This window comes from Caulobacter sp. GW821-FHT11E11 (assembly GCF_058808315.1).
Genome location: NZ_JBXARO010000001.1, coordinates 240564 through 262466, shown reverse-complemented (window position 1 = coordinate 262466; position 21903 = coordinate 240564). Strand labels below are relative to the sequence as shown.

General features: G+C 68.3%; 26 protein-coding genes. 14 read left to right on the top strand and 12 right to left on the bottom strand.

Translation table 11 applies throughout. The features are described from left to right. Nucleotide 1 precedes the first annotated feature (1 nt). From fabB to AC1RR5_RS01325, 3 genes are all read right to left on the bottom strand, one after another. Nucleotides 2–1213 (bottom strand): beta-ketoacyl-ACP synthase I, encoded by a 1212-nt coding sequence (fabB, locus tag AC1RR5_RS01335; RefSeq protein ID WP_492919299.1) that lies wholly within the window; start codon nt 1211–1213, stop codon nt 2–4. Nucleotides 1214–1284: 71 nt separating this feature from the next. Further along, complete coding sequence (gene fabA / locus AC1RR5_RS01330) at nt 1285–1800, bottom strand: 3-hydroxyacyl-[acyl-carrier-protein] dehydratase FabA (protein ID WP_454718586.1); 516 nt, start codon at nt 1798–1800, stop codon at nt 1285–1287. A 59-nt stretch (nt 1801–1859) separates the two neighbouring features. Then, nucleotides 1860–2384 (bottom strand): SH3 domain-containing protein, encoded by a 525-nt coding sequence (locus AC1RR5_RS01325; RefSeq protein WP_492919298.1) that lies wholly within the window; start codon nt 2382–2384, stop codon nt 1860–1862. 72 nt (nt 2385–2456) lie between these two features. On the opposite strand from AC1RR5_RS01325, the gene AC1RR5_RS01320 reads away from it, so the two are divergent. Together AC1RR5_RS01320 and AC1RR5_RS01315 are read left to right on the top strand one after the other, a co-directional pair. Further along, nucleotides 2457–3443, top strand: coding sequence for a 2-hydroxyacid dehydrogenase (locus tag AC1RR5_RS01320; RefSeq protein WP_454718584.1), 987 nt, complete (start codon nt 2457–2459; stop codon nt 3441–3443). Between the two features lie 124 nt (nt 3444–3567). Then, entirely contained in the window at nt 3568–5511 is a 1944-nt protein-coding gene (locus AC1RR5_RS01315) for an alpha/beta hydrolase family protein (RefSeq protein ID WP_492919297.1), read from the top strand. On the opposite strand, the gene AC1RR5_RS01310 is transcribed toward AC1RR5_RS01315, so the two are convergent. Both AC1RR5_RS01310 and AC1RR5_RS01305 read right to left on the bottom strand, forming a co-directional pair. Continuing rightward, on the bottom strand, nt 5508–6464 hold the full coding sequence (locus AC1RR5_RS01310) for an alpha/beta fold hydrolase (RefSeq protein ID WP_492919296.1): 957 nt from the start codon (nt 6462–6464) through the stop codon (nt 5508–5510). The genes AC1RR5_RS01315 and AC1RR5_RS01310 overlap by 4 nt on opposite strands. A 58-nt stretch (nt 6465–6522) precedes the next feature. Further along, the gene (locus AC1RR5_RS01305) at nt 6523–7260 is read right to left on the bottom strand and encodes a HesA/MoeB/ThiF family protein (protein WP_492919792.1); all 738 of its coding nucleotides are present in this window, start codon (nt 7258–7260) and stop codon (nt 6523–6525) included. A gap of 20 nt (nt 7261–7280) precedes the next feature. Here AC1RR5_RS01305 and hslV point away from each other — a divergent pair, with 20 nt between their 5' ends. From hslV to hslU, 3 genes are all read left to right on the top strand, one after another. Then, entirely contained in the window at nt 7281–7880 is a 600-nt protein-coding gene (gene hslV, locus AC1RR5_RS01300) for an ATP-dependent protease subunit HslV (RefSeq protein WP_492919295.1), read from the top strand. Nucleotides 7881–7950: 70 nt separating this feature from the next. Further along, nucleotides 7951–8763: a Cif family virulence factor gene (locus AC1RR5_RS01295; protein ID WP_492919294.1), complete on the top strand. Its 813-nt coding sequence runs from the start codon at nt 7951–7953 to the stop codon at nt 8761–8763. Then, nucleotides 8760–10052 (top strand): ATP-dependent protease ATPase subunit HslU, encoded by a 1293-nt coding sequence (gene hslU / locus AC1RR5_RS01290; protein ID WP_492919293.1) that lies wholly within the window; start codon nt 8760–8762, stop codon nt 10050–10052. Before AC1RR5_RS01295 ends, hslU begins: the two co-directional genes overlap by 4 nt. A gap of 3 nt (nt 10053–10055) precedes the next feature. On the opposite strand, the gene AC1RR5_RS01285 is transcribed toward hslU, so the two are convergent. Beyond that, nucleotides 10056–10958 carry a methylated-DNA--[protein]-cysteine S-methyltransferase gene (locus AC1RR5_RS01285; RefSeq protein ID WP_492919292.1) on the bottom strand — a complete coding sequence of 301 codons (903 nt, stop codon included), beginning with the start codon at nt 10956–10958 and terminating at the stop codon, nt 10056–10058. A 98-nt stretch (nt 10959–11056) separates the two neighbouring features. Here AC1RR5_RS01285 and nth point away from each other — a divergent pair, with 98 nt between their 5' ends. Next, a complete protein-coding gene (gene nth / locus AC1RR5_RS01280; protein ID WP_492919791.1) occupies nt 11057–11764 on the top strand; it encodes an endonuclease III in 708 nt (235 codons plus the stop codon). Here nth and AC1RR5_RS01275 read toward each other — a convergent pair. Beyond that, a complete protein-coding gene (locus AC1RR5_RS01275) occupies nt 11761–12621 on the bottom strand; it encodes an ATP-grasp domain-containing protein (protein ID WP_492919790.1) in 861 nt (286 codons plus the stop codon). The genes nth and AC1RR5_RS01275 overlap by 4 nt on opposite strands. Nucleotides 12622–12766: 145 nt before the next feature. Between AC1RR5_RS01275 and AC1RR5_RS01270 the strand changes: the two genes are divergently transcribed. From AC1RR5_RS01270 to AC1RR5_RS01245, 6 genes are read left to right on the top strand one after another with little or no spacing between them, the layout of a single operon-like run. Further along, a complete protein-coding gene (locus AC1RR5_RS01270) occupies nt 12767–13756 on the top strand; it encodes an adenosine kinase (protein ID WP_492919291.1) in 990 nt (329 codons plus the stop codon). A gap of 8 nt (nt 13757–13764) precedes the next feature. After that, the gene (hisB, locus tag AC1RR5_RS01265; protein ID WP_492919290.1) at nt 13765–14355 is read left to right on the top strand and encodes an imidazoleglycerol-phosphate dehydratase HisB; all 591 of its coding nucleotides are present in this window, start codon (nt 13765–13767) and stop codon (nt 14353–14355) included. A gap of 9 nt (nt 14356–14364) precedes the next feature. Further along, nucleotides 14365–15006, top strand: coding sequence for an imidazole glycerol phosphate synthase subunit HisH (hisH, locus tag AC1RR5_RS01260; RefSeq protein WP_492919289.1), 642 nt, complete (start codon nt 14365–14367; stop codon nt 15004–15006). Next, nucleotides 14994–15728, top strand: a complete 735-nt coding sequence (gene hisA, locus AC1RR5_RS01255) for a 1-(5-phosphoribosyl)-5-[(5-phosphoribosylamino)methylideneamino]imidazole-4-carboxamide isomerase (protein WP_492919288.1) — start codon at nt 14994–14996, stop codon at nt 15726–15728. The genes hisH and hisA overlap by 13 nt, the downstream gene beginning before the upstream one ends. Further along, entirely contained in the window at nt 15728–16504 is a 777-nt protein-coding gene (gene hisF, locus AC1RR5_RS01250; protein ID WP_492919287.1) for an imidazole glycerol phosphate synthase subunit HisF, read from the top strand. The genes hisA and hisF overlap by 1 nt, the downstream gene beginning before the upstream one ends. Continuing rightward, nucleotides 16501–16824: a phosphoribosyl-ATP diphosphatase gene (locus AC1RR5_RS01245; protein ID WP_492919286.1), complete on the top strand. Its 324-nt coding sequence runs from the start codon at nt 16501–16503 to the stop codon at nt 16822–16824. Before hisF ends, AC1RR5_RS01245 begins: the two co-directional genes overlap by 4 nt. 124 nt (nt 16825–16948) lie before the next feature. Here AC1RR5_RS01245 and AC1RR5_RS01240 read toward each other — a convergent pair whose 3' ends face one another. Genes AC1RR5_RS01240 through timA form a run of 3 tightly spaced genes read right to left on the bottom strand, consistent with a single transcriptional unit; the run spans nt 16949 to nt 19312 of the window. Next, complete coding sequence (locus AC1RR5_RS01240) at nt 16949–17518, bottom strand: Smr/MutS family protein (RefSeq protein WP_492919285.1); 570 nt, start codon at nt 17516–17518, stop codon at nt 16949–16951. A 1-nt stretch (nt 17519) separates the two neighbouring features. Continuing rightward, nucleotides 17520–18680, bottom strand: coding sequence for a murein transglycosylase A (gene mltA / locus AC1RR5_RS01235; RefSeq protein WP_492919284.1), 1161 nt, complete (start codon nt 18678–18680; stop codon nt 17520–17522). Continuing rightward, complete coding sequence (timA, locus tag AC1RR5_RS01230) at nt 18680–19312, bottom strand: TIM44-related membrane protein TimA (RefSeq protein WP_492919789.1); 633 nt, start codon at nt 19310–19312, stop codon at nt 18680–18682. The genes mltA and timA overlap by 1 nt, the downstream gene beginning before the upstream one ends. A 125-nt stretch (nt 19313–19437) precedes the next feature. Here timA and secB point away from each other — a divergent pair, with 125 nt between their 5' ends. Beyond that, the gene (gene secB / locus AC1RR5_RS01225; protein WP_492816120.1) at nt 19438–19926 is read left to right on the top strand and encodes a protein-export chaperone SecB; all 489 of its coding nucleotides are present in this window, start codon (nt 19438–19440) and stop codon (nt 19924–19926) included. Nucleotides 19927–19986: 60 nt separating this feature from the next. Here secB and AC1RR5_RS01220 read toward each other — a convergent pair whose 3' ends face one another. After that, nucleotides 19987–20673, bottom strand: a complete 687-nt coding sequence (locus AC1RR5_RS01220) for a response regulator transcription factor (RefSeq protein WP_252635320.1) — start codon at nt 20671–20673, stop codon at nt 19987–19989. A gap of 75 nt (nt 20674–20748) precedes the next feature. Between AC1RR5_RS01220 and AC1RR5_RS01215 the strand changes: the two genes are divergently transcribed. Further along, a complete protein-coding gene (locus AC1RR5_RS01215; protein ID WP_492919283.1) occupies nt 20749–21255 on the top strand; it encodes a L,D-transpeptidase family protein in 507 nt (168 codons plus the stop codon). On the opposite strand, the gene AC1RR5_RS01210 is transcribed toward AC1RR5_RS01215, so the two are convergent. Continuing rightward, nucleotides 21252–21899 carry a YggS family pyridoxal phosphate-dependent enzyme gene (locus AC1RR5_RS01210; protein WP_492919282.1) on the bottom strand — a complete coding sequence of 216 codons (648 nt, stop codon included), beginning with the start codon at nt 21897–21899 and terminating at the stop codon, nt 21252–21254. The two genes, AC1RR5_RS01215 and AC1RR5_RS01210, sit on opposite strands and share 4 nt — an antisense overlap. Nucleotides 21900–21903 lie beyond the last annotated feature (4 nt).

The following is a 21903-nucleotide window of genomic DNA, read 5'->3' as shown; positions in this document are numbered from 1 at the left end:
CTTAGACGCGGCTGAAGATCAGCGTGCCGTTGGTGCCGCCAAAGCCGAAGCTGTTGGACATTACCGTTTCCAGCGGCTTGTCCGAGCGCTCGAGCAGGATCGGCAGGTCGGCGAACTCGGGGTCCAGCTCCTCGATGTGGGCGCTCTTGGCCGCGAAGCCGTTGTTGAGCATCAGGATCGAGTAGATGGCCTCCTGCGCGCCGGCGGCGCCCAGGCTGTGGCCGGTCAGGGACTTGGTCGACGAGATCAGCGGAGCCTTGTCGCCGAAGACTTCGCGCACCGCGCCCATCTCCTTGCTGTCGCCGACCGGCGTCGAGGTGCCGTGCGGGTTCAGATAGTCGATGGTGCGGCCGCCCGCTTCGGCCATGGCCAGCTTCATGCAGCGCGCCGCGCCCTCGCCCGACGGGGCGACCATATCGAAGCCGTCCGAATTGGCGGCGTAGCCGACCAGCTCGCCGTAGATCTTGGCCCCGCGCGCCTTGGCGTGCTCGTATTCTTCCAGCACCACGATGCCCGCGCCGCCGGCGATGACGAAGCCGTCGCGGTTCTTGTCGTAGGCGCGGCTGGCCACGGCCGGATTGTCGTTGAAGTGGGTGCTCATCGCGCCCATCGCGTCGAACAGGTTCGACAGCGTCCAGTCCAGCTCCTCGCAGCCGCCGGCGAAGATGATGTCCTGCTTGCCCAGCTGGATCTGCTCGGCGCCCGCGCCGATGCAGTGGGCGCTGGTCGCGCAGGCCGAGCTGATCGAATAGTTGATGCCGCGGATCTTGAACCAGGTCGACAGCACCGCCGACGGACCCGAGCTCATGGCCTTGGGCACCGCGAACGGGCCGATCCGCTTGGGGCCCTTCTCGACCGTCGTGGCGGCGGCCTCGACGATGATGCTGGTCGAGGGACCGCCCGAACCGACGATCAGGCCGGTGCGCTCGTTGGAGATGTCGGTCTCTTCCAGCCCGGAATCGGCGATCGCCTGCTCCATGGCGACGTGGGCATAGGCCAAGCCGGGCGACAGGAAGCGCGCGGCGCGGCGGTCGACCAGCGACTCCCACTCGATCTGGGGCGCGGCATGGACCTGGCAGCGGAAACCACGCTCGGCGTAGTCCGGCGCGGCGACCACGCCGGACTTGGCTTCCCGCAGGGACGCCAACACCTCATTGGCGTTGTTGCCGATGGACGAGACGATCCCCAGTCCGGTGACGACGACGCGACGCATATCTAAATCCTCTTCTCCCCCCGGGGACCCTGTTAGGGGCCGACTCTCGAGGGCCGGTCTCGTCTAACGGATCAGGACGCCATCTGTTCGGCGGTGAACGTGCCGACCTTCAGGTCCTTGGTTTCGTAGATCACCTTGCCGTCGGCTTCCAGAACGCCTTCGGCGATTCCCATGACCAACTTACGCATGATCACCCGCTTGAGGTCGATCTTGTAGACGACTTTCTTGACGTCCGGCGTCACCTGGCCGGTGAATTTCACTTCACCGACGCCCAGGGCGCGGCCACGGCCGGGCGCGCCCGACCAGCCCAGGAAAAAGCCGACCAGCTGCCACATGGCGTCCAGGCCCAGGCAACCGGGCATGACGGGGTCGCCGATGAAGTGGCAACCGAAGAACCAGAGGTCGGGATTGATGTCGAATTCGGCTTCGACATAGCCCTTGCCGTACTTGCCGCCGTCGGATTCGATCCGAACGATGCGGTCGAACATCAGCATCGGCGGGGCCGGCAGCTGAGCGTTGCCGGGGCCGAACAGCTCGCCGCGACCGCAGGCGAGGAGTTCTTCGTAGGTATAGGCGTTCTTCTGCATAGGGACGCCCTAGCACGGCGGCGGGTCAGGTCTCAACGTTTCCCTGACGCCGTATGTTCCTATCCCTTGCGGCACTGGACGGCGGGGTCCGCGCCCCAGATGTCGGTTTCCCGCGCCCAGCCGGACGAACCATCGGCCCGCAGCCGACACCAGCCGTCCTCGCACTTGTCCAGGCTGGCCGTGGAACGGCCCTTCAGATAGGCGCTGACCTTGGCCCCCGCCTTGGGGGCGCTGAGCAGGGCCAGGTTGGTCGGTTGCACGCGCATCGCCGAGCGGCGGCCGTCGATCACCCGGCGATGGACCCAGGCCAAGCCCCCTTCGGGATCGCAGATCCGCCGCCACTCGCGGGTTTCGGCCACGATCTGCACCGGCATGCCCTTGGCGTGATAGATCCACAGCAGCTGATGGGCCTCGTCCGGACCGTTGCGAGCGTTGACCTCGGCATATTTCAGCGAGACGTAGCGCGGCACTTCCAGGCCCGAGGGCGTGATCCGAGGGCCATCGGCCAGGGCCGGACCCGCCAAAAGGGCCATAACCGCCGCAAAGACGGCAAGAAGCGAACGATGTTCTGTTTTCGACGGCATGTTGCTTGGCCCCCTCGGGCCCCTTTGCTACAGCTTTCAAACGCCCGTCAGTGAGAGCTTTTCAAACCGCCCATGGCCGCTCGCAAGCTCAAAGTCATCGTCACCCGCAAACTCCCCGATCCGGTGGAGACGCGGATGTGCGAACTGTTCGACACCGAACTGAACGTCTCCGACAAACCCTTGACGGCGGATGAACTGGTCGACGCCATGGGTCGCGCCGACGTGCTGGTGCCGACGATCACCGATCGTATCGACTCCCGCCTTCTGTCGCGATCCGGCGATCGGCTCAAGCTGATCGCGAATTTCGGCGCCGGTGTGGACAATATCGACGTCGCCACGGCCAACGCCCGCGGCATCATCGTCACCAATACGCCGGGCGTCCTGACCGAGGACACCGCCGACCTGACCATGACCCTGATCATGGCCACGTCGCGCCGGGTGGTCGAAGGCGCCGAGGTCGTGAAGGCCGGCGGCTTCCACGGCTGGTCGCCGACCTGGATGCTGGGCCGCCGCCTGTGGGGCAAGCGGATCGGCATCATCGGCATGGGCCGCATCGGCCAGGCCGTGGCCCGCCGCGCCAAGGCCTTCGGCATGCAGGTGCACTATCACAACCGCAAGCCCGTCAGCCCGCGCATCGCCGAGGAGCTGGGCTGCACCTACTGGGAAAGCCTGGACCAGATGCTGGCCCGGATGGACTTCGTCTCGGTCAACTGCCCGCACACGCCCGCCACCTACCACCTGCTGTCGGCTCGCCGGTTGAAGCTGCTGCGGCCGCACGCGGTGATCGTCAACACCGCCCGCGGCGAAGTGATCGACGAAGGCGCGCTGGCCAACATGCTGGCCAAGGGCGAGATCGCCGGCGCGGGCCTGGACGTCTACGAGCACGAGCCGGCCATCAATCCCAAGCTCCTGAAGCTGCCCAATGTCGTGCTGCTGCCGCACATGGGCTCGGCCACGGTCGAGGGCCGCATCGACATGGGCGAGAAGGTCATCGTCAACGTGAAGACCTTCATGGACGGCCACCGGCCGCCGGACCGCGTCATTCCGTCGATGCTCTGACAAGCTTTCAAGCCGAAGCTTGACCTTCAGCCCCGAACCAAGCACCTCTCCCAGAGGTTGCGGCGGGGCTCTGCATATGATTTCCAGGCGTGGACTCCTGGCCGCGGGCGCTGTCGCGCCCGGCATGCTGTCGACGGCGCGCGCCGCGACCACCACCGCCCCGTCGGTCTCCGAGCTTACCGCGCCGCCGACCGTGCTGGGCGCGGCGCTGTCGCCCAATGGCGCCCAGCTGGCCATCCTTCATGTCGAGCACGTCGGCGAGGCGCTCAAGGCCTATGTCCTGCTTCAGGACGTCAGCAAACCCAAGGCGCTGCCGATCCCGGTGCTTATCGGCGACTACGACGTCCAGAAGATCCAGTGGGCCAATGACGAGCGGCTGCTGATCTGGGTGGACATCCACAAGGAGCTGGACGGCAAACCCACCCGCGCCCGCTATGGCAACCTCTATTTCGACGCCCCCAAGAACCGCATCCTGTCGATGAACCTGGATGGGTCGGAATCGGCCCTGCTGTTTGGCCAGGAAGAGTTGCTGCTGCGGGAGTTCGACCTGGCCACGGTCGTCGACATCCTGCCCGAGGATCCGAACCTGATCCTGATGCAGGCCTGGGAGAGCCAGAAACTTCGCTACACGCTCTACAAGGTCGATGTCCGCACGGGCGCGGTGACCCTGTTCGAGCGCGGTGAGCCGTCGACCTATGGCTGGTTCACCCAGAACGGCGTACCGGTCGTGCGGTTCGACGCCAACCGTCGCGGCACGGTCGTCTCCCTGTTCACGCGCGCGCCCGGCGCCAAGGACTGGACTCTCTACCGCAAGCTGCGCCGCGACGAGATGCGCCGGTTTTCCGACCTCGAGATCGTCGGCGCGACGCCGGAGGCCGGGGTGCTGCTGGTCTCGAGCCAGCGCGACGGCGACGACGGCCACGTGCTTCGCCACTTCGACCTGGCCAAGCTCGAGCTGGGCGAAGCCATCGCCGCCCGACCGGGTCGGGACATTACCGACGTTTTCATGGACGACCGCAGCCGGCTGATCGCCGCGTCCTTCACTGAAGACCGGCGCGACTACGTCTTCTTCGAACCCGCGATGAAGGCCAGCTTCGAGCAGCTGTCGGCGGTGTTCAAGCACGACGTCAACCTGACCTTTGTCGACGTCAGCCTGGATCATCAGCACTTCGTTCTACACACCTCCAGCCCGACCGATCCGGGCTCGTACTGGTTCTACGACGCGGCTGGTCGCCTGAGCCTGCTGGGCCAGACACGCCCCTGGCTCAACGGCCGACTGGCGGCCATGCGCACCCTGAAACTCAAGGCCCGCGACGGCCTGGACCTGACCGCCTACCTGACCTTGCCGCAGAACGCAGCCGGTCCCTGCCCGCTGATCGTCTATCCCCACGGCGGGCCCGAAATGCGGGACAGCTACAGCTTCGACCTGTTTGCCCAGGCCTTCGCCGCGCGCGGCTGGGCGGTCCTGCAGGTCAATTTCCGAGGATCGGGCGGCTACGGCCGCGCCTTCGCCGATGCAGGTCGCAAGCATTGGGGCGTCGAGATGCAGAACGATATCGAAGACGCCCTCGCCGCTGCATTGGCCACCGGCAAGATCGATCGTGGGCGCGTGGCGATCTGCGGGGCCAGCTATGGCGGCTATGCGGCCCTGATGGGCGCGGTGAAGACGCCCGACGCCTATCGCGCCGTGGTCGCTATCGCCGGCGTCACCCATCTGGACGACTTCCTGGCCAGCGTCCGCAGCGACGACGGCGCAGACGCGCCCAGCTATCAATACTGGCTGAAGACGATCGGCGATCCGGTCGCCGACAAGGCCCTGCTGGCCGCCGGCTCGCCGGCCTTGCGCGCTCGCGAGATTCGCGCCCCGGTGCTGCTGATCCACGGAACGGTCGATGCGATCGTGCCGGTCGAGCAGTCCAAGACCATGGCCAGGGCTCTGAAGTCCGCCGGCAATCCCGCAAAATATGTCCAGATGGACTGGGTCGGCCACCGGGGCTGGGACCGCTTCACGACCACCAGAATCGTGACCGAGACCGCGGATCACATCGCGAAAGCCTTCGGCGCCTAGCCCTTGGCCGGATGCGTCGCCAGCCAGGCCTTGAGGTCGGCGGCGGAGCGGTCGGGGATCTGTTCCATCGGCACGTGGCCGACGCCCGGATAGAGGATCAGGGTCGCGCCCGGTATGGCCTTGTGGAACTTCTCGGCGTCGGCGGGCGGGATCAGCCGGTCGTCCTGGCCGAACATGATCAGGGTCGGGACGTGGATGGTCGACAGGTCCGGCGCGGTGGCCACGCGGCGCGGCCGCTGGCCCAGCAGGACCGTGCGGTGGCCCGGCGCCCGCGCCAGGTCGACATAGCGATCGATCAGGGCCGGGGTGACCATCTTCGGGTCGATATAGGCCGCCCGCAGCGCCTGGGTCATCAAGGGCCGGATCTCGATCTCCTTCAGCACCCGCCGGCCGATCGGATTGCCCAGGAACTTGAAGATCGTCGCCCCGCCGCGCCCTTTCGTGGGCCAGCCGGCGGCGTCGACCAGGATCAGGCGCTGCACGCGGTCAGGATGGTCCAGGGCGTAGGTCCAGGCGACCTCGCCGCCCATCGAATTGCCGCCCAAGGTGAAGCCGGTCAGACCCAGACCCCGGGTCACGCCGTCGACCACGCCCTCGAAGCTGTCGGGCTGCACGACATAGGTCTCGCCGGTGCGGGTCAGGCCATGGCCGGGCAGGTCCAGGACCACCACGCGGTAGTCGCTCGACAGCGCCTTCGCCCAACCATCCCAGGCATGGGTCGAGGCGGCGAAGCCGTGCACCAGCACGATGACCGGCGCGTCGCGCGGGCCGACGTCGCGGTAGTGCGCCCGCACGCCGCCCGGCAGGTCCATGTACTGCGAGTCCGGATAGCCATACTTGGCCTCCAGCGTGGCGTAAGGGATGTCCGGCCGCTGCAGCAGCAGCCAGCCCACCGTCGCCAGCACCACGATCAGCAGCAGGGCGGTCGCGAGACCGCGCACCAGCATCTTCATCCCCGCCCTCCCCCGAGAGATCCATCAAAACTAACCGAACGCCGTTATCCGAAAGCCGTCAAGCGCCGCAGGACGTACAATGGGGATCAGCCCCGATCCGCACCGTGCGAGTCTCGGCCGCCAGAGCATCATAGATCAAGAGCTTACCGGACAAGGGCTCGCCGGCTCCGGCGACCAGCTTGACCGCTTCCAGCGCCATCATCGAGCCGATCACGCCGGCCAAGGCCCCGACCACGCCCACAAGCGAGCAGGTCTCGGCGTCCGGCGGGATCTCCGGCACCAGGCAGCGATAGCAGGGCTTGCCATGGAACACCCCGACCTGACCGGTCCAGCGCCCTAGGGCCCCGCTGACCAGCGGCTTGCCATGGGCCAGGCACGCGTCGCTGACGGCGAAGCGGGTGGCGAAGTCGTCCGTACCGTCCAGGACGAGGTCGTACCGGGCGACGATGTCGCCGGCATTGCTCGCGTCCAGCCATACCGAATGGGTTTCGACGCTCGTGTGGGGGTTCAAGGCCTCCAGGCGCTCGACCGCCGCCTCGACCTTGGGCCGGCCGACATCGGCGGCGGCATAGAGCACCTGGCGTTGCAGGTTCGACAGCGACACGGTGTCCGGATCGACCAGGCCGATCGTCCCAATCCCGGCGGCAGCAAGGTACAGCGACGCCGGCGCGCCCAGGCCGCCGGCTCCGACCACCAGAACCCGCGCGGCCTTCAGCTTCTGCTGCCCCGGGCCGCCGATCTCGCGCAGGACCAGGTGGCGGGCGTAGCGCTCGACCTCAGCCTCTGAAAAGGCCATCGGGGAAAAACTCATGGCGCTTGACCCTCCGGCCCGGCCTCGCCACATGCGAAGCCATGCAAAGCTCGACATCCTTCCCCGACTGGCACGGCACGACCATTCTGGCGGTGCGCAAGAACGGACAGACCGTGATCGCCGGCGACGGACAGGTCTCCATGGGGCCAACCGTCGTCAAGGGCAACGCCCGTAAGGTGCGACGCCTCGCGGGCGGCAAGGTGGTGGCGGGTTTCGCCGGCGCCACGGCCGACGCTTTCACGCTCATTGAGCGTCTGGAAGCCAAGCTGGAGCAGTATCCTGACCAGCTGGCCCGCGCCTGCGTCGACCTCGCCAAGGACTGGCGCACCGACCGCTACCTGCGCAAGCTGGAAGCCATGCTGCTGGTGGCCGACAAGACCGCCATCTACACCGTCACCGGCGTCGGCGACGTGTTGGAGCCGGGCGAGAGCGCCGACGGCAACGCCGTGGCGGCGATCGGCTCGGGCGGCAACTACGCCCTGGCGGCCGGCAAGGCCTTGATCGACCAGGATCTTTCCGCCGAGGAGATCGCCCGCAAGGCGATGGCGATCGCGGCCGAGATCTGCGTCTACACCAACGGAAATCTCACCGTCGAAGCCCTGTAGGCTTTCGTCGCAAGACGGATGCTGATCCGCTCCCGGTGGCGCTTGATCGCGGTCGGGAGGATCCTTCGCAATGCTTGCTGTCGCACTCTTTGCCCTGTCGGTCGCCACGACACCCGCCGCCCAGATCGAGGCCGCCGAGCGCGCCTTCGCCGCTGACGGCCTGACGCTGGGGATCAGGGGCTCCTTCCTGAAGCACATGGCGGACGACGCCATCGTCTTCGATCCGGCCCCGGTCAGCGCCAAGGCGCTGTATGGCGGGCGCTCCGGCGAAGGCGAGCCGAAGCTGGAGTGGTGGCCGGTCTGGGTCATGGCGGCCCGGTCCGGGGACCTGGGCCTGTCGATCGGCCCCTCGGCGATCAACGGCAAGCGCGCCGGCTGGTACGCCAGCATCTGGCGCAAGGACGCCGATGGGACTTGGCGCTGGATCTATGACGGCGGCGCCCAGGCCGACTCTGTCTCGGTCCAGGGCCCGGAAACGCCGGCCGCGCACGGCCCGGTGGTCAAGACCGGCGAAACCAGCCCCGCCAAGGCTTTCGACGCCGTTCGGGCAGCCGAAGAAACGCTGAGCCAGAAAGCTCAGCAAGATACGGCCTTGGCCTATAAGGCTTTTCTAGCGACCGACGCACATCTGCTGGGTCCGCGCGGGACCCGTGACCTGGCGCCGACCGCCGCCGACCAACGCCTAGCGCTGCGTCCGGCGACCATGACTCTGACCCTGCGCGGCGGCGGCGCGTCCAAGGCCGGGGACTTCGTCTGGACTCACGGCGAGGCCATCTGGCGCGAGACGGGTCAAAAATCCGCCCAAGCTCACTATATGCATGTCTGGCAGAGGCGACCCGATGGGTGGCGCCTGATCTTCGAGACCCTGATCAACGACCGATGACCGAGTTTTCCCCCCGCGAGATCGTTTCCGAGCTGGACCGCTACATCGTCGGCCACGCCGAGGCCAAGAAAGCCGTCGCCGTGGCCCTGCGCAACCGCTGGCGCCGCCGTCGCGTGCCGGCCGACCTGCGTGACGAGGTTACCCCCAAGAACATCCTGCTGATCGGCCCGACGGGCGTCGGCAAGACCGAGATCGCCCGCCGCCTGGCCAAGCTGGCCCAGGCCCCGTTCCTCAAGGTCGAGGCCACCAAGTTCACCGAGGTCGGCTATGTCGGCCGCGACGTCGACCAGATCGTCCGCGATCTCGTGGAAAGCGCCCTGGCCATGGTCCGCGACAAGCGCCGCGCCGCCGTGAAGGCCAAGGCCGAAGCCGCCGCCGAGGAGCGGATCCTGGACGCCATGACCGGCCCCGGCTCGACCGCCGCCCGCGACAGCTTCCGCAAGAAGCTGCGGGCCGGCGAACTGGACGACAAGGAGATCGAACTAACCCTGGCCGACACCGGCGGCGGCAGTTTCGAGATCCCCGGCCAGCCCGGCGCCCAGGTGTTGAACCTGTCGGAGATGATGAAGTCGCTGGGCGGTGGTCGCACCAAGACCCACAAGACCACCGTCGCCGCCGCCTGGACCCCGCTGATCGCCGAGGAAAGCGACAAGCTGCTGGACCAGGAGGCCCTGACCCAGGAAGCCCTGGAGCTGGCCGAGAACCACGGCATCGTCTTCCTCGATGAGATCGACAAGGTCGCCAGCTCGTCGAAGCGTTCTGGCGCGGACGTCTCCCGCGAGGGCGTGCAGCGCGACCTGCTGCCGCTGATCGAGGGCACGACGGTCTCGACCAAGTATGGGCCGGTGAAGACCGACCACATCCTGTTCATCGCCTCGGGCGCGTTCCACGTGGCCAAGCCGTCGGACCTGCTGCCCGAGCTGCAGGGCCGCCTGCCGATCCGCGTGGAACTGAAGGGCCTGTCGCGCGACGACATGCGCCGCATCCTGACCGAGCCGGAAGCCAATCTGATCCGCCAGCACCAGGCCCTGATGCTGACCGAAGGCGTGACCCTGACCTTCACCGACGAGGCGATCGACGCCGTGGCCGATGCGGCCGTGGCCGTGAACAACTCGGTCGAGAACATCGGCGCCCGCCGCCTGCAGACGATCCTGGAGAAGGTGGTCGAGGAGATCAGCTTCTCGGCGGCCGATCGCAGCGGCGAGACCGTGGCGATCGACGCGGCCTATGTGCAGGACCGCATCGGGGCCCTGGCGGCCAACGCCGACCTCAGCCGCTTCATCCTCTGACGGCTAGGAGGCGGCGCGAACCGCCTCCATGCCCAGGATCGCCGCCTTGCGGGCCAGGCCCCAGTGGTAACCGGTCAGCTTGCCGCTCTTGCCGATAGCCCGATGACAGGGGATCAGCAACGAGATCGGATTGGCCCCGATCGCGCCGCCGGTGGCCTGGAAGGCCTTGGGCTTGCCGGCCCAGCAGGCGACCTGGCCGTAGGTGGCCGTCTCGCCGGTCGGGATCTGCAGCAGCGCCTTCCAGACCTGCACGTGATAGGGCGAGCCGATCAGCACCACCGGCAGCGGCCCCTCCCCGCCCGTGAAGGCGTGCAGGGCCGTGGCCTGGGCGGCCGCATCGTCGCGGGTCCAGTCGGCGGCCGGGAAGCGGCGGTGCATGTCGGCGAACGTCGCCTCGTCGTCGCCGTCCGAGAAGGCCAGGCCCGCCAGACCCCGGTCGGCCATCACGAACAGCCCCCGCCCGAACGGCGTCGGGGCCCAACCCCAGCGCAGCCGCATGCCCGCCCCGCGCCGGCGCACCTCGCCGGGCGTCACCGCCTCCTGGGCGATGAACAGGTCGTGCAGCCGCGACGGCCCTGACAGTCCCGCGTCGAAGGCCGCGTCCAGCACCGTGCCGCCGGCCTCCAGCGAGCGCCGGGCCTCGGCATGGGCGATGGCCGAGACGAAGCTCTTCGGGCTGACCCCGGCCCAGCGCGTGAAGATGCGCTGGAAGTGGAACGGCGACAGGCCTACGGCCTGGGCCGCCTCGTCCAGCGACGGGTGGTCCGACCACCGCTCGGCCAGCCAGTCGAGCGCCTTGGCCATGCGGTGATAGTCGACCGAGCGCTCGGCCAGGCGAACCAGCTCCTGGCTCGCCGTCTCCGGGATCGCGTCGGAAAAGGGGGATGCGTCGTATGCCATGGTCATAGGCTACGGCCCTCGGATAACGGCGTCCGCCCGGTTCTTGCGGTCGGCTCTGAATTTAGGGGGCGGCCCCGCGCTTGGCGAGCCGTGCGCATCACGGCATGGTCCGGCGCATGGCCAAGGCTCCCGCTCCCAAGAAAAAGAAACCCGCTCAGAAGCGGATCAGCCCCGCCGAGCGCGAGCGGGTCGAGATCCTGTTCGAGCGTTTCGAGAGCCTGGACCTGCATCCCAAGACCGAGCTGAACTACTCGAACGCCTATGAGCTGGTCACCGCCGTGGCGTTGTCGGCCCAGGCCACCGACGTCCAGGTCAACAAGGCCACCGGCCCGTTGTTCCAGGTCGCCGACAGCGCCGAAAAGATGCTGGAGCTCGGCGAAGAGGGGCTGATCAAATACATCGCCTCGATCGGCCTGTTCCGCACCAAGGCCAAGAACGTCATCGCCGCCGCGCACATCCTGATGGACAGGCACGGCGGCCAGGTGCCGCTGAACCGCGTCGACCTGGAGAGTTTGCCGGGCGTGGGTCGCAAGACCGCCAGCGTGGTGCTGAATGAGCTCGACATCGAACCGGCCATCGCCGTCGACACCCACGTGTTCCGGGTCTCGCACCGGCTGAAGCTGTCGGCCGGCAAGGTCCCCGACGCGGTCGAACAGGACCTGATGCGGATCGTGCCGCCGCCCTACCAGACCCGGGCGCACCACTGGCTGATCCTGCACGGCCGCTATGTCTGCGTGGCGCGCAAGCCCAAGTGCGAGATTTGCAAGATCAGCGACCTGTGCCCATCGCGGGAGCTGTTCCTGGGGGCCTAGCCGATCGCCCGAACCACCGCGCTTGCAAACGCCTCGCCCCGGTCGTGCGCGTGCTCCAGGAACAGGTCCGGTTCGATCACCTCCAGCTCCATCAGCTGCGGCGTGTGGTCCAGGCCCCGGATCAGGTCGACCCGCGCATAGGTCAGAACCTCCCCCGCCGCCTGCAACACCATCTCCGCCGCCCGCAGAGCCTCCGGCTCTGGCGCGATCTCGCTGACCTGGCCGCCGAACTGCGGTTGGACGCGGAAATCCCCCTCGACCGCGACCTTGGTCACCGCGTGGCTGAACTGGCCGTCGAAGAAGAACAGCGACAGCTCGCCCTCCTCGCCGACCGCCGGCAGGAAAGGCTGGATCAGCGCCGGGCCGCTGGGACCGCCGGCCAGCGAGCCGCCGTGGCGCTTGACCCGGATGGTCTCGTGCGAGCCGGCCGAGACCTGCGGCTTGACCACCAGTTCGTCGACCCCGAAGGCGTCGAAGGCGGCGCGGATATGTTCCCGGGTCAGCAGATCATGCGCATGGGTCGGCACGACCGGCGCGCCCTTCCCGGCCAGCTCGACCAGGTAGGTCTTGGTCGAGTTCCAGCGCATGGTCGCGGCCGGATTGGCCACGCGGACTCCGTCACGCTCCAGCCCATCGAGGAAGCCGAACCATTCGTCCTGACGGCCGTGATAGCCCCAGGCCAGCGACGGCATGGCCAGCCGCGCCTGGTCCTTTTCGACCCGATCGGTCCACGGTTGAGACGCCACGCTCAGCCCCTTGGCCCGCAGCGGCGCGGCCAGGCGCTCGAACAGCGGGCTCCAGCTGTCGGCGAAGCGGGGCTCGTCGCGGGCGGGGACCAGGATCAGGACGTCGACCATCGGTTTACTCATGCTTGCTAGAGCTTCGCAGCTAGGATGTCGCACGCCCCGGAGCAACCCTCGCGTTGCCTTGGGCGACTACATCCTTTAATCGCCAAGTGCTTGTGGCCTTTCGGCTCGTTCTTTCAAAGGTTTGTTCCGCCCCATGACCGCGCTGTACGACGTCGCCGCCATCGGCAACGCCATCGTCGACGTCATCGCCCAGTGCGACGACGCCTTCCTCGAGCGTGAGGGCCTGGTGAAGGGCTCGATGGCCCTGATTGACCCGGCGCGCGCGGCCAGCCTGTACGACGTCATGGCCGCGGCCATCGAAGCCTCGGGCGGCAGCGCCGCCAACACCGTCGCCGGCGTCGCCAGCTTCGGCGGCAAGGGCGCCTTCATCGGCAAGGTCGCCGACGACCAGCTGGGCGCGGTCTTCCGTCACGACATGAAGGCCATCGGCTGCCTGTTCACGACGCCGTCGCTGGCCGAAGGCCCGGCCACGGCCCAGAGCCTGATCAACGTCACCCCCGACGCCCAGCGCACCATGTCGACCTATCTGGGCGCCTGCGTGGAACTGACCCCGGCCGACGTCGATCCGGCGATCATCGAGGCGGCGCAGTATTCCTACCTGGAAGGCTATCTGTTCGATCCGCCCGAAGCCCGCCGCGCCTTCGCCAAGGCCGCCGCGCTGAGCCACGGCGCGGGCCGCAAGATCTCCATGACCCTCTCGGACAGCTTCATGGTCGACCGCCATCGCGGCGCCCTGCTGGGCTTCATCGAGACCCAGTGCGACATCGTCTTCGCCAACGAGGCCGAGGTCTGCTCGCTGTTCGAGACCACCGACTTCGACGCCGCCGTGAAGGCCTTGGCCGAGCGCAGCGAGATCGCCGCCGTCACCCGGGGCGAAAAGGGTTCGGTGATTGCCTCCAATGGGCAGCTTCACGAAATCTCGGCCTACCCGGTGGAAAAAGTCGTGGACACGACCGGCGCGGGGGACCAATACGCGGCCGGTTTCCTCTACGGCCTGTCGCAGGGACGTCCGCTGCCGGTCTGCGGCCAGCTGGGCTCTCTCGCCGCCGCCGAGGTGATCGACCACTACGGTCCGCGTCCGCAGGTTTCCCTGCGTGAGCTGGCCCAGAAGAACGGACTGTAAGGATTCAGATGGCCCGCACCGCTGAAGTGGTCCGCGAGACGAAGGAGACCCAGATCCGGGTCTGGATCGATCTCGACGGGACCGGCGCCTCGACGATCTCCACCGGCATCGGTTTCTACGACCATATGCTCGAGAGCTTCGCGCGCCACGGCGGCTTCGACCTCAAGGTCGAGACCAAGGGCGACCTGCATATCGACATGCACCACACGGTCGAGGACACCGGCATCGTTCTCGGCCTGGCGATCAAGCAGGCGCTGGATGGCTTCAAGGGCATCCGGCGCTTCGGCTCGGCCTATATCCCCATGGACGAGACCCTGACGCGCTGCGCCATCGATCTCTCCAACCGCCCGTATCTGATCTGGAAGGTCGACTACAAGCGACCCAAGGTCGGCGACATGGACACCGAGCTCTTCAAGGAGTTCCACCACGCGTTCGCCATGAACGTCGGGGCGTGCGTCCATCTCGAGACCCTGTACGGCGACAACACCCACCATGTGGCCGAAAGCGGCTTCAAGGCCCTGGCCCGGGCGCTGCGTCAGGCGGTCGAGATCGACCCGAAGACCGGCGGCCTGGCGCCGTCCACCAAGGGCGTGCTGTAAGGATACTCCATGCAGACCGTCGCCCTGATCGACTACGGGTCGGGCAACCTGCGTTCGGCCGAGAAGGCCCTGCGTGAGGCGGCCCGTCGCCGCGCGCTCGACGCCGACATCGTCGTCACCGCCGATCCCGACCTTGTCGCCAAGGCCGATCGCGTCTTCCTGCCCGGCGTCGGGGCCTTCGCCTCGTGCCGCGCCGGCCTGGACGCCACCGGCGTCTACGAGGCGATGAACCAGGCCGTCCACGGCCGCGGCGTGCCCTTCATGGGCATCTGCGTCGGCCACCAGCTGCTGGCCACCGAAGGCCTGGAGTTCGGCGTCACCCCCGGCCTCGACTGGATCGCCGGGCAAGTGAAGAAGCTCGAGCCCACCGATCCCGCGCTGACCATCCCGCACATGGGCTGGAACGCCATCAAATTCGCCCGCGCTCATGCCCTGTTCCAAGGCATCGAGGACGGCGCCCACATGTACTATGCCAACTCGTTCGCCCTGGATGCGGCCGACCCGGCCGACGTCGTCGCCACCACCGACCATGGTGGACCGTTCACGGCGGCGGTGGCCAAGGGCAATGTCGCGGGCTTACAGTTCCACCCCGAAAAATCACAAAGTGCCGGGCTCGCCCTGCTCGCCAACTTCCTGGAATGGCGCCCATGATCCTCTATCCCGCCATCGACCTGAAGGACGGCCAGTGCGTGCGCCTGCTGCACGGCGACATGGAGAAGGCCACGGTCTTCAACACCTCGCCCGCCGACCAGGCCCAGCGCTTCGTCAAGGACGGCTTCTCGTGGCTGCACGTCGTCGACCTGAACGGCGCCATCGAGGGCAAGTCGGTCAACACCGCCGCCGTCGAGTCGATCCTGGAGTCGATCTCCATCCCCGTGCAACTGGGCGGCGGCATCCGCACCCTGGAAGGCGTCGAAGCCTGGATCGAGGCGGGCGTATCCCGCGTCATCCTCGGCACCGTGGCCGTGCACGACCCCGAACTGGTCAAGAAGGCCGCCCGCCTGTGGCCCGAGCAGATCGCCGTGGCCGTCGACGTCCGTGACGGCAAGGTCGCCATCGACGGCTGGACCGGCCTGTCTGACCTGTCGGCCATCGACCTGTCGCGTCGCTTCGAGGACGCCGGCGTCGCGGCCCTGATCATCACCGACATCAGCCGCGACGGCGCCCTGACCGGCGTCAATGTCGAGGGCGTGGGCGAGCTGGCCGACGCCGTCTCGATCCCGGTCATCGCCTCGGGCGGCGTCGCGGCCGTGGCCGACATCGAGCGCCTCAAGGCCCGCAAGGGCGTCGAGATCGCCGGCGCCATCCTGGGTCGCTCGCTCTATGCCGGCACCATCAAGCCGTCCGAAGCCCTGATCGCGGCGGCGGTCTGATGCTGAAGACCCGGATCATTCCCTGCCTCGACGTGAAGGACGGGCGGGTGGTCAAGGGGGTCAATTTCGTCTCCCTGCGCGACGCCGGCGATCCGGTGGAGCAGGCGCGGGCCTATGACGCGGCCGGCGCCGACGAGCTGATGTTCCTGGACATCACCGCCTCCAGCGAAGGCCGCGGCCTGATCCTGGACGTCATCTCGCGCACGGCCGAGGTCTGCTTCATGCCCGTCTCGGTGGGCGGGGGCGTGCGGCAGGTGTCGGACATGCGCCGGCTGCTGCTGGCCGGGGCCGACAAGGTCTCGACCAACACCGCCGCCGTCGAGAATCCCGACCTCATCGCCGGCGGCGCCGACGCGTTCGGGGCCCAATGCGTCGTGGTGGCCATCGACGCCAAGCTGCGCGAGGACGGCTCGGGCTGGAACGTCTGGACCTATGGCGGCCGCAAGGACACCGGCCTCGACGTCGTCGACTGGGCCGCCAAGGTGGTCGAGCGCGGCGCGGGCGAGATCCTGCTGACCTCGATGGACCGCGACGGGGCCAAGATCGGCTACGACATTCCGCTGCTGCAGGCCGTGACGGGCGCGGTGAACGTGCCGGTGATCGCCTCGGGCGGGGCCGGCAAGACCGAGCACCTGGTCGAAGCCGCCCGCGACGGCCACGCCGCCGCCGTGCTGGCCGCCTCGATCTTCCACTTCGGCGAGATCAGCATCGGCGAGGCCAAGCAGGCCATGGCCGACGCCGGCATCCCCGTGCGCCTGGACCGGAGCGCCGCATGAGCCGCCTGAGCGAGGTCCTCGACCGCCTGGCCGCCACGATCGAAGCCCGCAAGGGCGGCGACCCGTCGGTGTCCTATACGGCCAAGCTGCTGAACGACCCTGCCCTGGCGGCCAAGAAGCTGGGCGAGGAAGCGGTCGAGACCGTGATCGCGGCGGTGGCCCAGGGGCCGGAGGCCCTGGCGGCCGAGAGCGCGGACCTGCTCTACCACTGGCTGGCGCTGATGGCGGCGTCGGGCGTGTCGCTGGACGCGGTGGCCGAGAAGCTGGAAGCCCGTGAAGGGACCTCGGGCATCGCCGAGAAGGCTTCTCGCCCCCAATAAACCCGCTGATCCCCGCGAAAGCGGGGACCCAAGCGGACTCAGCGGTCACTCCACGGGTTCAGATAGATTTCCAACTCAGCTTGGGTCCCCGCTTTCGCGGGGATCAGCGGTGTTGGGTTGTGGCTCAGGCTTTTCTTTTCAGCGCCACATAGAGCGCCCCGTCGCCGCCGTGCCGTTGGTCAGCGGTGGACACCCCCGCGATCATCTCGCGCACCGCTGGCCCCGCCAGCCATTCCGGCGTGCGTTGCTTGAGCACGCCGTGACCGACCTTGCCCTTGCCGGTGATCACCAGCACCGCTCGGTGGCCGTCGTCATAAGCCCGCCGGATGAAGCCTTCCAACGTCGCCCGGGCCTGGTCCTGATCGAGCCCGTGCATGTCCAGGCGCGCGCCGATCGGGTCGTGCGACTTGACGATGCGGCGCTTGCGGTTGGGTTCGATGCGGTCGGGCGCGTATTTCAGGGTCCTGGCCGGAACGGGCTTCAGCTCTTCGGGCGCCACGCGCAGGGGTGCGATCGAAGCCAGCCGGGTCGGCGGGTCGGCGGGCATGGCCGTGGACGCCTTCAGCGACGGCCGGATCCGGGCCTTGGACCGCATCTTCTCGGGCGCGACCGCCGCGCGGGGCGTCACGGTCGAGGCGACGAGCTTCCAGAGGCGCTTGTCGTCTTCCGGGGCGGGCGGCGGTTTCTTGGCCACCTCAGCGCGGGACCAGCCGGTAGAGGCGCAGGGCGTGGCGCACGCGGCCGGCCTCGGCCCCGGCGGCGGTCCCGCTGCCGACATAGAGGTCGGCCCGGACCTCGCCTTTGATGGCCCCGCCGGTGTCCAGCGCCACGGCGAGGCGGCGATAGGCCGGGAAGGCCCCCGCCAGCTTCGGCGCGGCGGCGTCCAGCCAGTACAGGCTGCCGAAGGCGTGCTTGCTGGGATCGACGGCGATGGCTCGGCCGGCCGGCAGCGGAATACCGGCCGCGCCGACCGCTTCCTTGCCGTCGTCGGCGGCCATCTTGAAGAACACGTAGCGCGGGTTCAGCTGCATGATCGCGTCGGCCTCGGGCCCGCGATGGTCGGCCAGCCAGGTGCGGATGGCGTCGCCGGAGGTGTTGTTGTCGGGCAGCAGGCCCCGGTCGCGCATGGCCGTGGCGATGCCGACGAACGGCTTGCCGTTGGTGCCGGCGAAGGCGGCGCGCACGCGGCGGCCGTCGGGCAGGACCAGGATCCCCGAGCCCTGGATCTGCAGGAAGAACAGCTCCTCGGGCCGCATCCAGGCCAGGGGCTTGTCGGTCGGAACCGCCTCGATCTCGGCGCGTGCCGGATAGGGCACGAAGGTCGGACCTTCGACATGGCCGGTGATCTTCTTGCCGACGAACGACGGCTCGAAGGCGCCCAGGTCCAGCACCACGAGGTCGGACGGCAGGCCGCGCACGGGAACCGTGAACTCGGCGTTGCGCGACATCCGCGCCTCGTACTGCGGGGCGAAATAGGCGGTCAGCAGGCCTTCGTCACCGACCGGCTCAGGCCGGAAGTTGGCCTCGAGGAACGCCCGCGCGCCCTGCCCGTCCTGGATCACCGTGGCCTTGGCCAAGCCGCAGACGCGGGTCAGGGCCGGGTCCTTGGACACGCCGCATCCGGCCCGGAAGGCGTTCAGGGCCGCCAGGTGATCTTCCTCGCCCCAGCCGGCCAGGCTGGAGAACGACATCGCCGTCGGCGGCAGGGCCGTGGCGGGCGGCGGCGGCGCCGTCGTGCTCGGCGGAGGCGTCGGGCCGGTCGTGACCGGCGCGGTCGGCGCTACCGCGCTGGCGCAGGCGCTCAGCAGCAGACCCGCCAGGATCAGCGGCGCGAAGGAGGTCGAAACGCGGGTCATTACGCCTCGGCGGCGGCGACGTAGGTCAGGAGCCAGTTCGGATTGCCGCTCTTGACCTCGCGCTCGAAGGTCCAGAGCTCGGCCGTGCGACGGTCGTCGACGCCCTCGCCGCGTTCGTCCTTGGTGCGAGTGCGCACCTCGGCGAGGATCCGCACCACCGCCTTGGCAAGATCGCCCACGACGTCGACCTTTTCCAGGTCCAGGCGCGGCGGGGTCAGGAACTCGACCTTCTCGGTGCGGCCCGAGGCTTCGCGCGTGGCCATGGCCTGCTCGAAATTGTCCATGACCTCGGTGGCCAGCAGGGGCTTGAGCGTCTCGCGGTCGCCTTCGGCATAGGCCTTGACGATCTGCTCGTAGGCCCCGCGCGCGCCGGTCAGGAACTTGGCCGGGTCGAAGTCGGGCTGCTTGGCCTTCAGCGTCGCCAGGCCTTCGGTGCGCTGGCCGTTATAGGTGTCGAGCGCCGCGGCAGGCGGGCCGGCCTGGACCGCTGCCTGCGGGTTGTCCTCGGGCTGACGGCCGACCCGGCGCCCCAGGGTGGCGTAGAGCTGGTACAGGACGACCGCGGCGACCGCGGCGAGGAACAGGATCTGGAGCACTTCAAGGTCCGTTGACGGGCTTTCGGCCCAGCGAATGGTGTCTATATAGGCGAGACGCGTTCTCCCGTCAGGCGCCTGGCGTTGCGCCAGACCGGCCCTCATGGTAGCAGCGCCCACCTTTCTTACAGGCGTTCTAGCCGCCGATTACGGATTTTATCCTAATGACCGACACCACCGCCCCCGTGGGGACCCCGGAAGAGGCCGCTGGGCAATCGGGCATCCGCATCCTGGCCCAGTTCGTCCGTGACTTCTCGTTCGAGAATCCGCTGGCTCCGGACAGCCTGCGCGCCGGCGCCGCTCAGCCCGCGATCGACATGGGCGTCGAAATGAACGCCCGCGGCCGTCCCGACGGCCTGTTCGAAGTCGACCTGAAGCTCTCGGCCCGCGCCCTGCGCGACGAGCAAGCCGTGTTCCACGTCGAAGTCGTGTACGGCGGTCTGTTCCATATCGAGGGCGTCGCCGAAGCCGACCTCGAGCCGGTGCTGCTGATCGAGTGCCCGCGCTTCCTGTTCCCGTACGCGCGTCGCCTGATCTCGGACGTCACGGCCGAAGGCGGTTTCCCGCCCTTCCTGATCGACCCGATCGACTTCGCCGGCGTCTACGCCGCGCGCAAGGCCCAGGCCGAAGGCCAGCCGATCGGCAACGCCTAAGCTTCAGGCGCTACCGCTGAATACAAGAAGGCCCGGTCATCGCTGACCGGGCCTTTTTCGTTACGGCTGCAGGCGATAGCCGCCCATCTCTGTGATCAGGATCCGCGCCACGGCCGGATCTGGCTCGATCTTCTGACGCAGGCGATAGACGTGGGTTTCCAGCGTGTGGGTGGTGACGCCGGCGTTGTAGCCCCACACCTCGGTCAGCAGTTCCTCGCGCGACACCGGCTTGGAGCCGGCGCGGTAGAGGTACTTGAGGATGTTGGTTTCCTTCTCGGTCAACCGCACCTTCTTCTGCTTCTCGTCGACCAGCAGCTTGGCGGACGGGCGGAATTCGTACGGGCCAATGCGGAACAGGGCGTCTTCCGAGGCTTCGTAGCTGCGCAGCTGGGCGCGGATCCGGGCCAACAGCACGCCGAAGCGGAAGGGCTTGGTGACATAGTCGTTGGCCCCGGACTCCAGGCCCAGGATCGTGTCGCTGTCGCTGGCGGCCGCCGTGAGCATGATGACCGGAGCCGTGACCCCGTTCTTGCGCATCAGGCGGCAGGCCTCGCGGCCGTCCATGTCGGGCAGGTCGACGTCCAGCAGGATCAGGTCGGGCTTGATCTCGCGAGACACCCGCACGCCCTCGCCGGCGGTCGAGGCCTCGGCGACCGCGAACTCCTCGTGCAGGGCCAGTTGCTCGGCCAAGGCGCCGCGCAGGTCGTCGTCGTCGTCGATCAGCAGAAGGGTCTTGCGTTGCGCCATAAGGCGAAACATGCACCGCTGCGGCCCCTCGGGACAACCCCGTGAAGGTTCATTAGTCTGAGGAGTAGGCCCTCAATGCCGTTTCGCGCCCATGCCGATGGCCGTTTCGAGCTGGACGGGCGGATCCTGCGCTGCGCGATCGGCAAGGCTGGCGTGATCGCCGGCGCGGACAAGCGCGAGGGCGACAACAGGAGCCCGCTGGGGACTTGGACGATGCGCGAGGTGTGGTACCGGCCGGACGTCTATCCGGACGGCCCGACGACCGCCCTGCCCGTCCGCGCGACGCGGCCTGAGGATGGCTGGTGCGATGCGCCAGGCGACCCCAACTACAATCGCCCTATCATCCTGCCCTATCCGGCCAGCGCCGAGCGGATGTGGCGCGACGACCCTGTCTACGACCTGGTGGTGATCCTGGGCCACAACGACGACCCGCCGGTCCCAGGGATGGGCTCGGCGATCTTCATGCACCTGGCGCGGGAGGGGTATCCCGGCACCGAAGGCTGCGTGGCGCTGGAGCGGCCGGACATCGAGGCGGTGCTGGCGGCGGCCAAGCCCGGCGATGCGGTCGAGATCGTCGCCTAGCCGCGGCTGCCGAAGATCGCCGATCCGACCCGCACCGAGGTCGCCCCCTCGGCGATCGCGGTCTCGAAGTCGTCGCTCATGCCCATCGAGAGCTTTTCGACGCCATTGCGCTCGGCGATGGCCCGCAAGGCGGCGAAGTGCGGCGCGGGGTCCTGGTCGACGGGCGGAATGCACATCAGCCCCTCCACGGTCAGGCCATAGGTCCCCCGGCAGGCGGAGATGAAGGCGTCGGCGTCGGCGGGCGCGATCCCCGCCTTCTGGTCTTCCTCGCCGATATTGACCTGGACGTAGAGGCGCGGGGCCTTGCCGGCCCGCTGGATCTCCTCGGCCAGCACGCGGGCCAGCTTTTCGCGGTCGAGCGTCTCGATAACGTCGAAGAAGGCGACCGCCTCGCGGGTCTTGTTGGTCTGCAGCGGGCCGATCAGGCGCAGCTCCAGGCCCTCGCGACGCGGACCCCAGCGCTCCATGGCCTCTTGCACCCGGTTTTCGCCAAACACTTTCTGTCCCGCATCCAGCACGGGCGCGATATGCTCCCACGGCTGGGTCTTGGAGACCGCCACCAAAGTCACAGATCCCGCCGGCCGTCCGGCGCGGACTTCGGCGGCGGCGATGCGGTCCTGGATGGTGGCGAGCGCGTGCGACATCGGG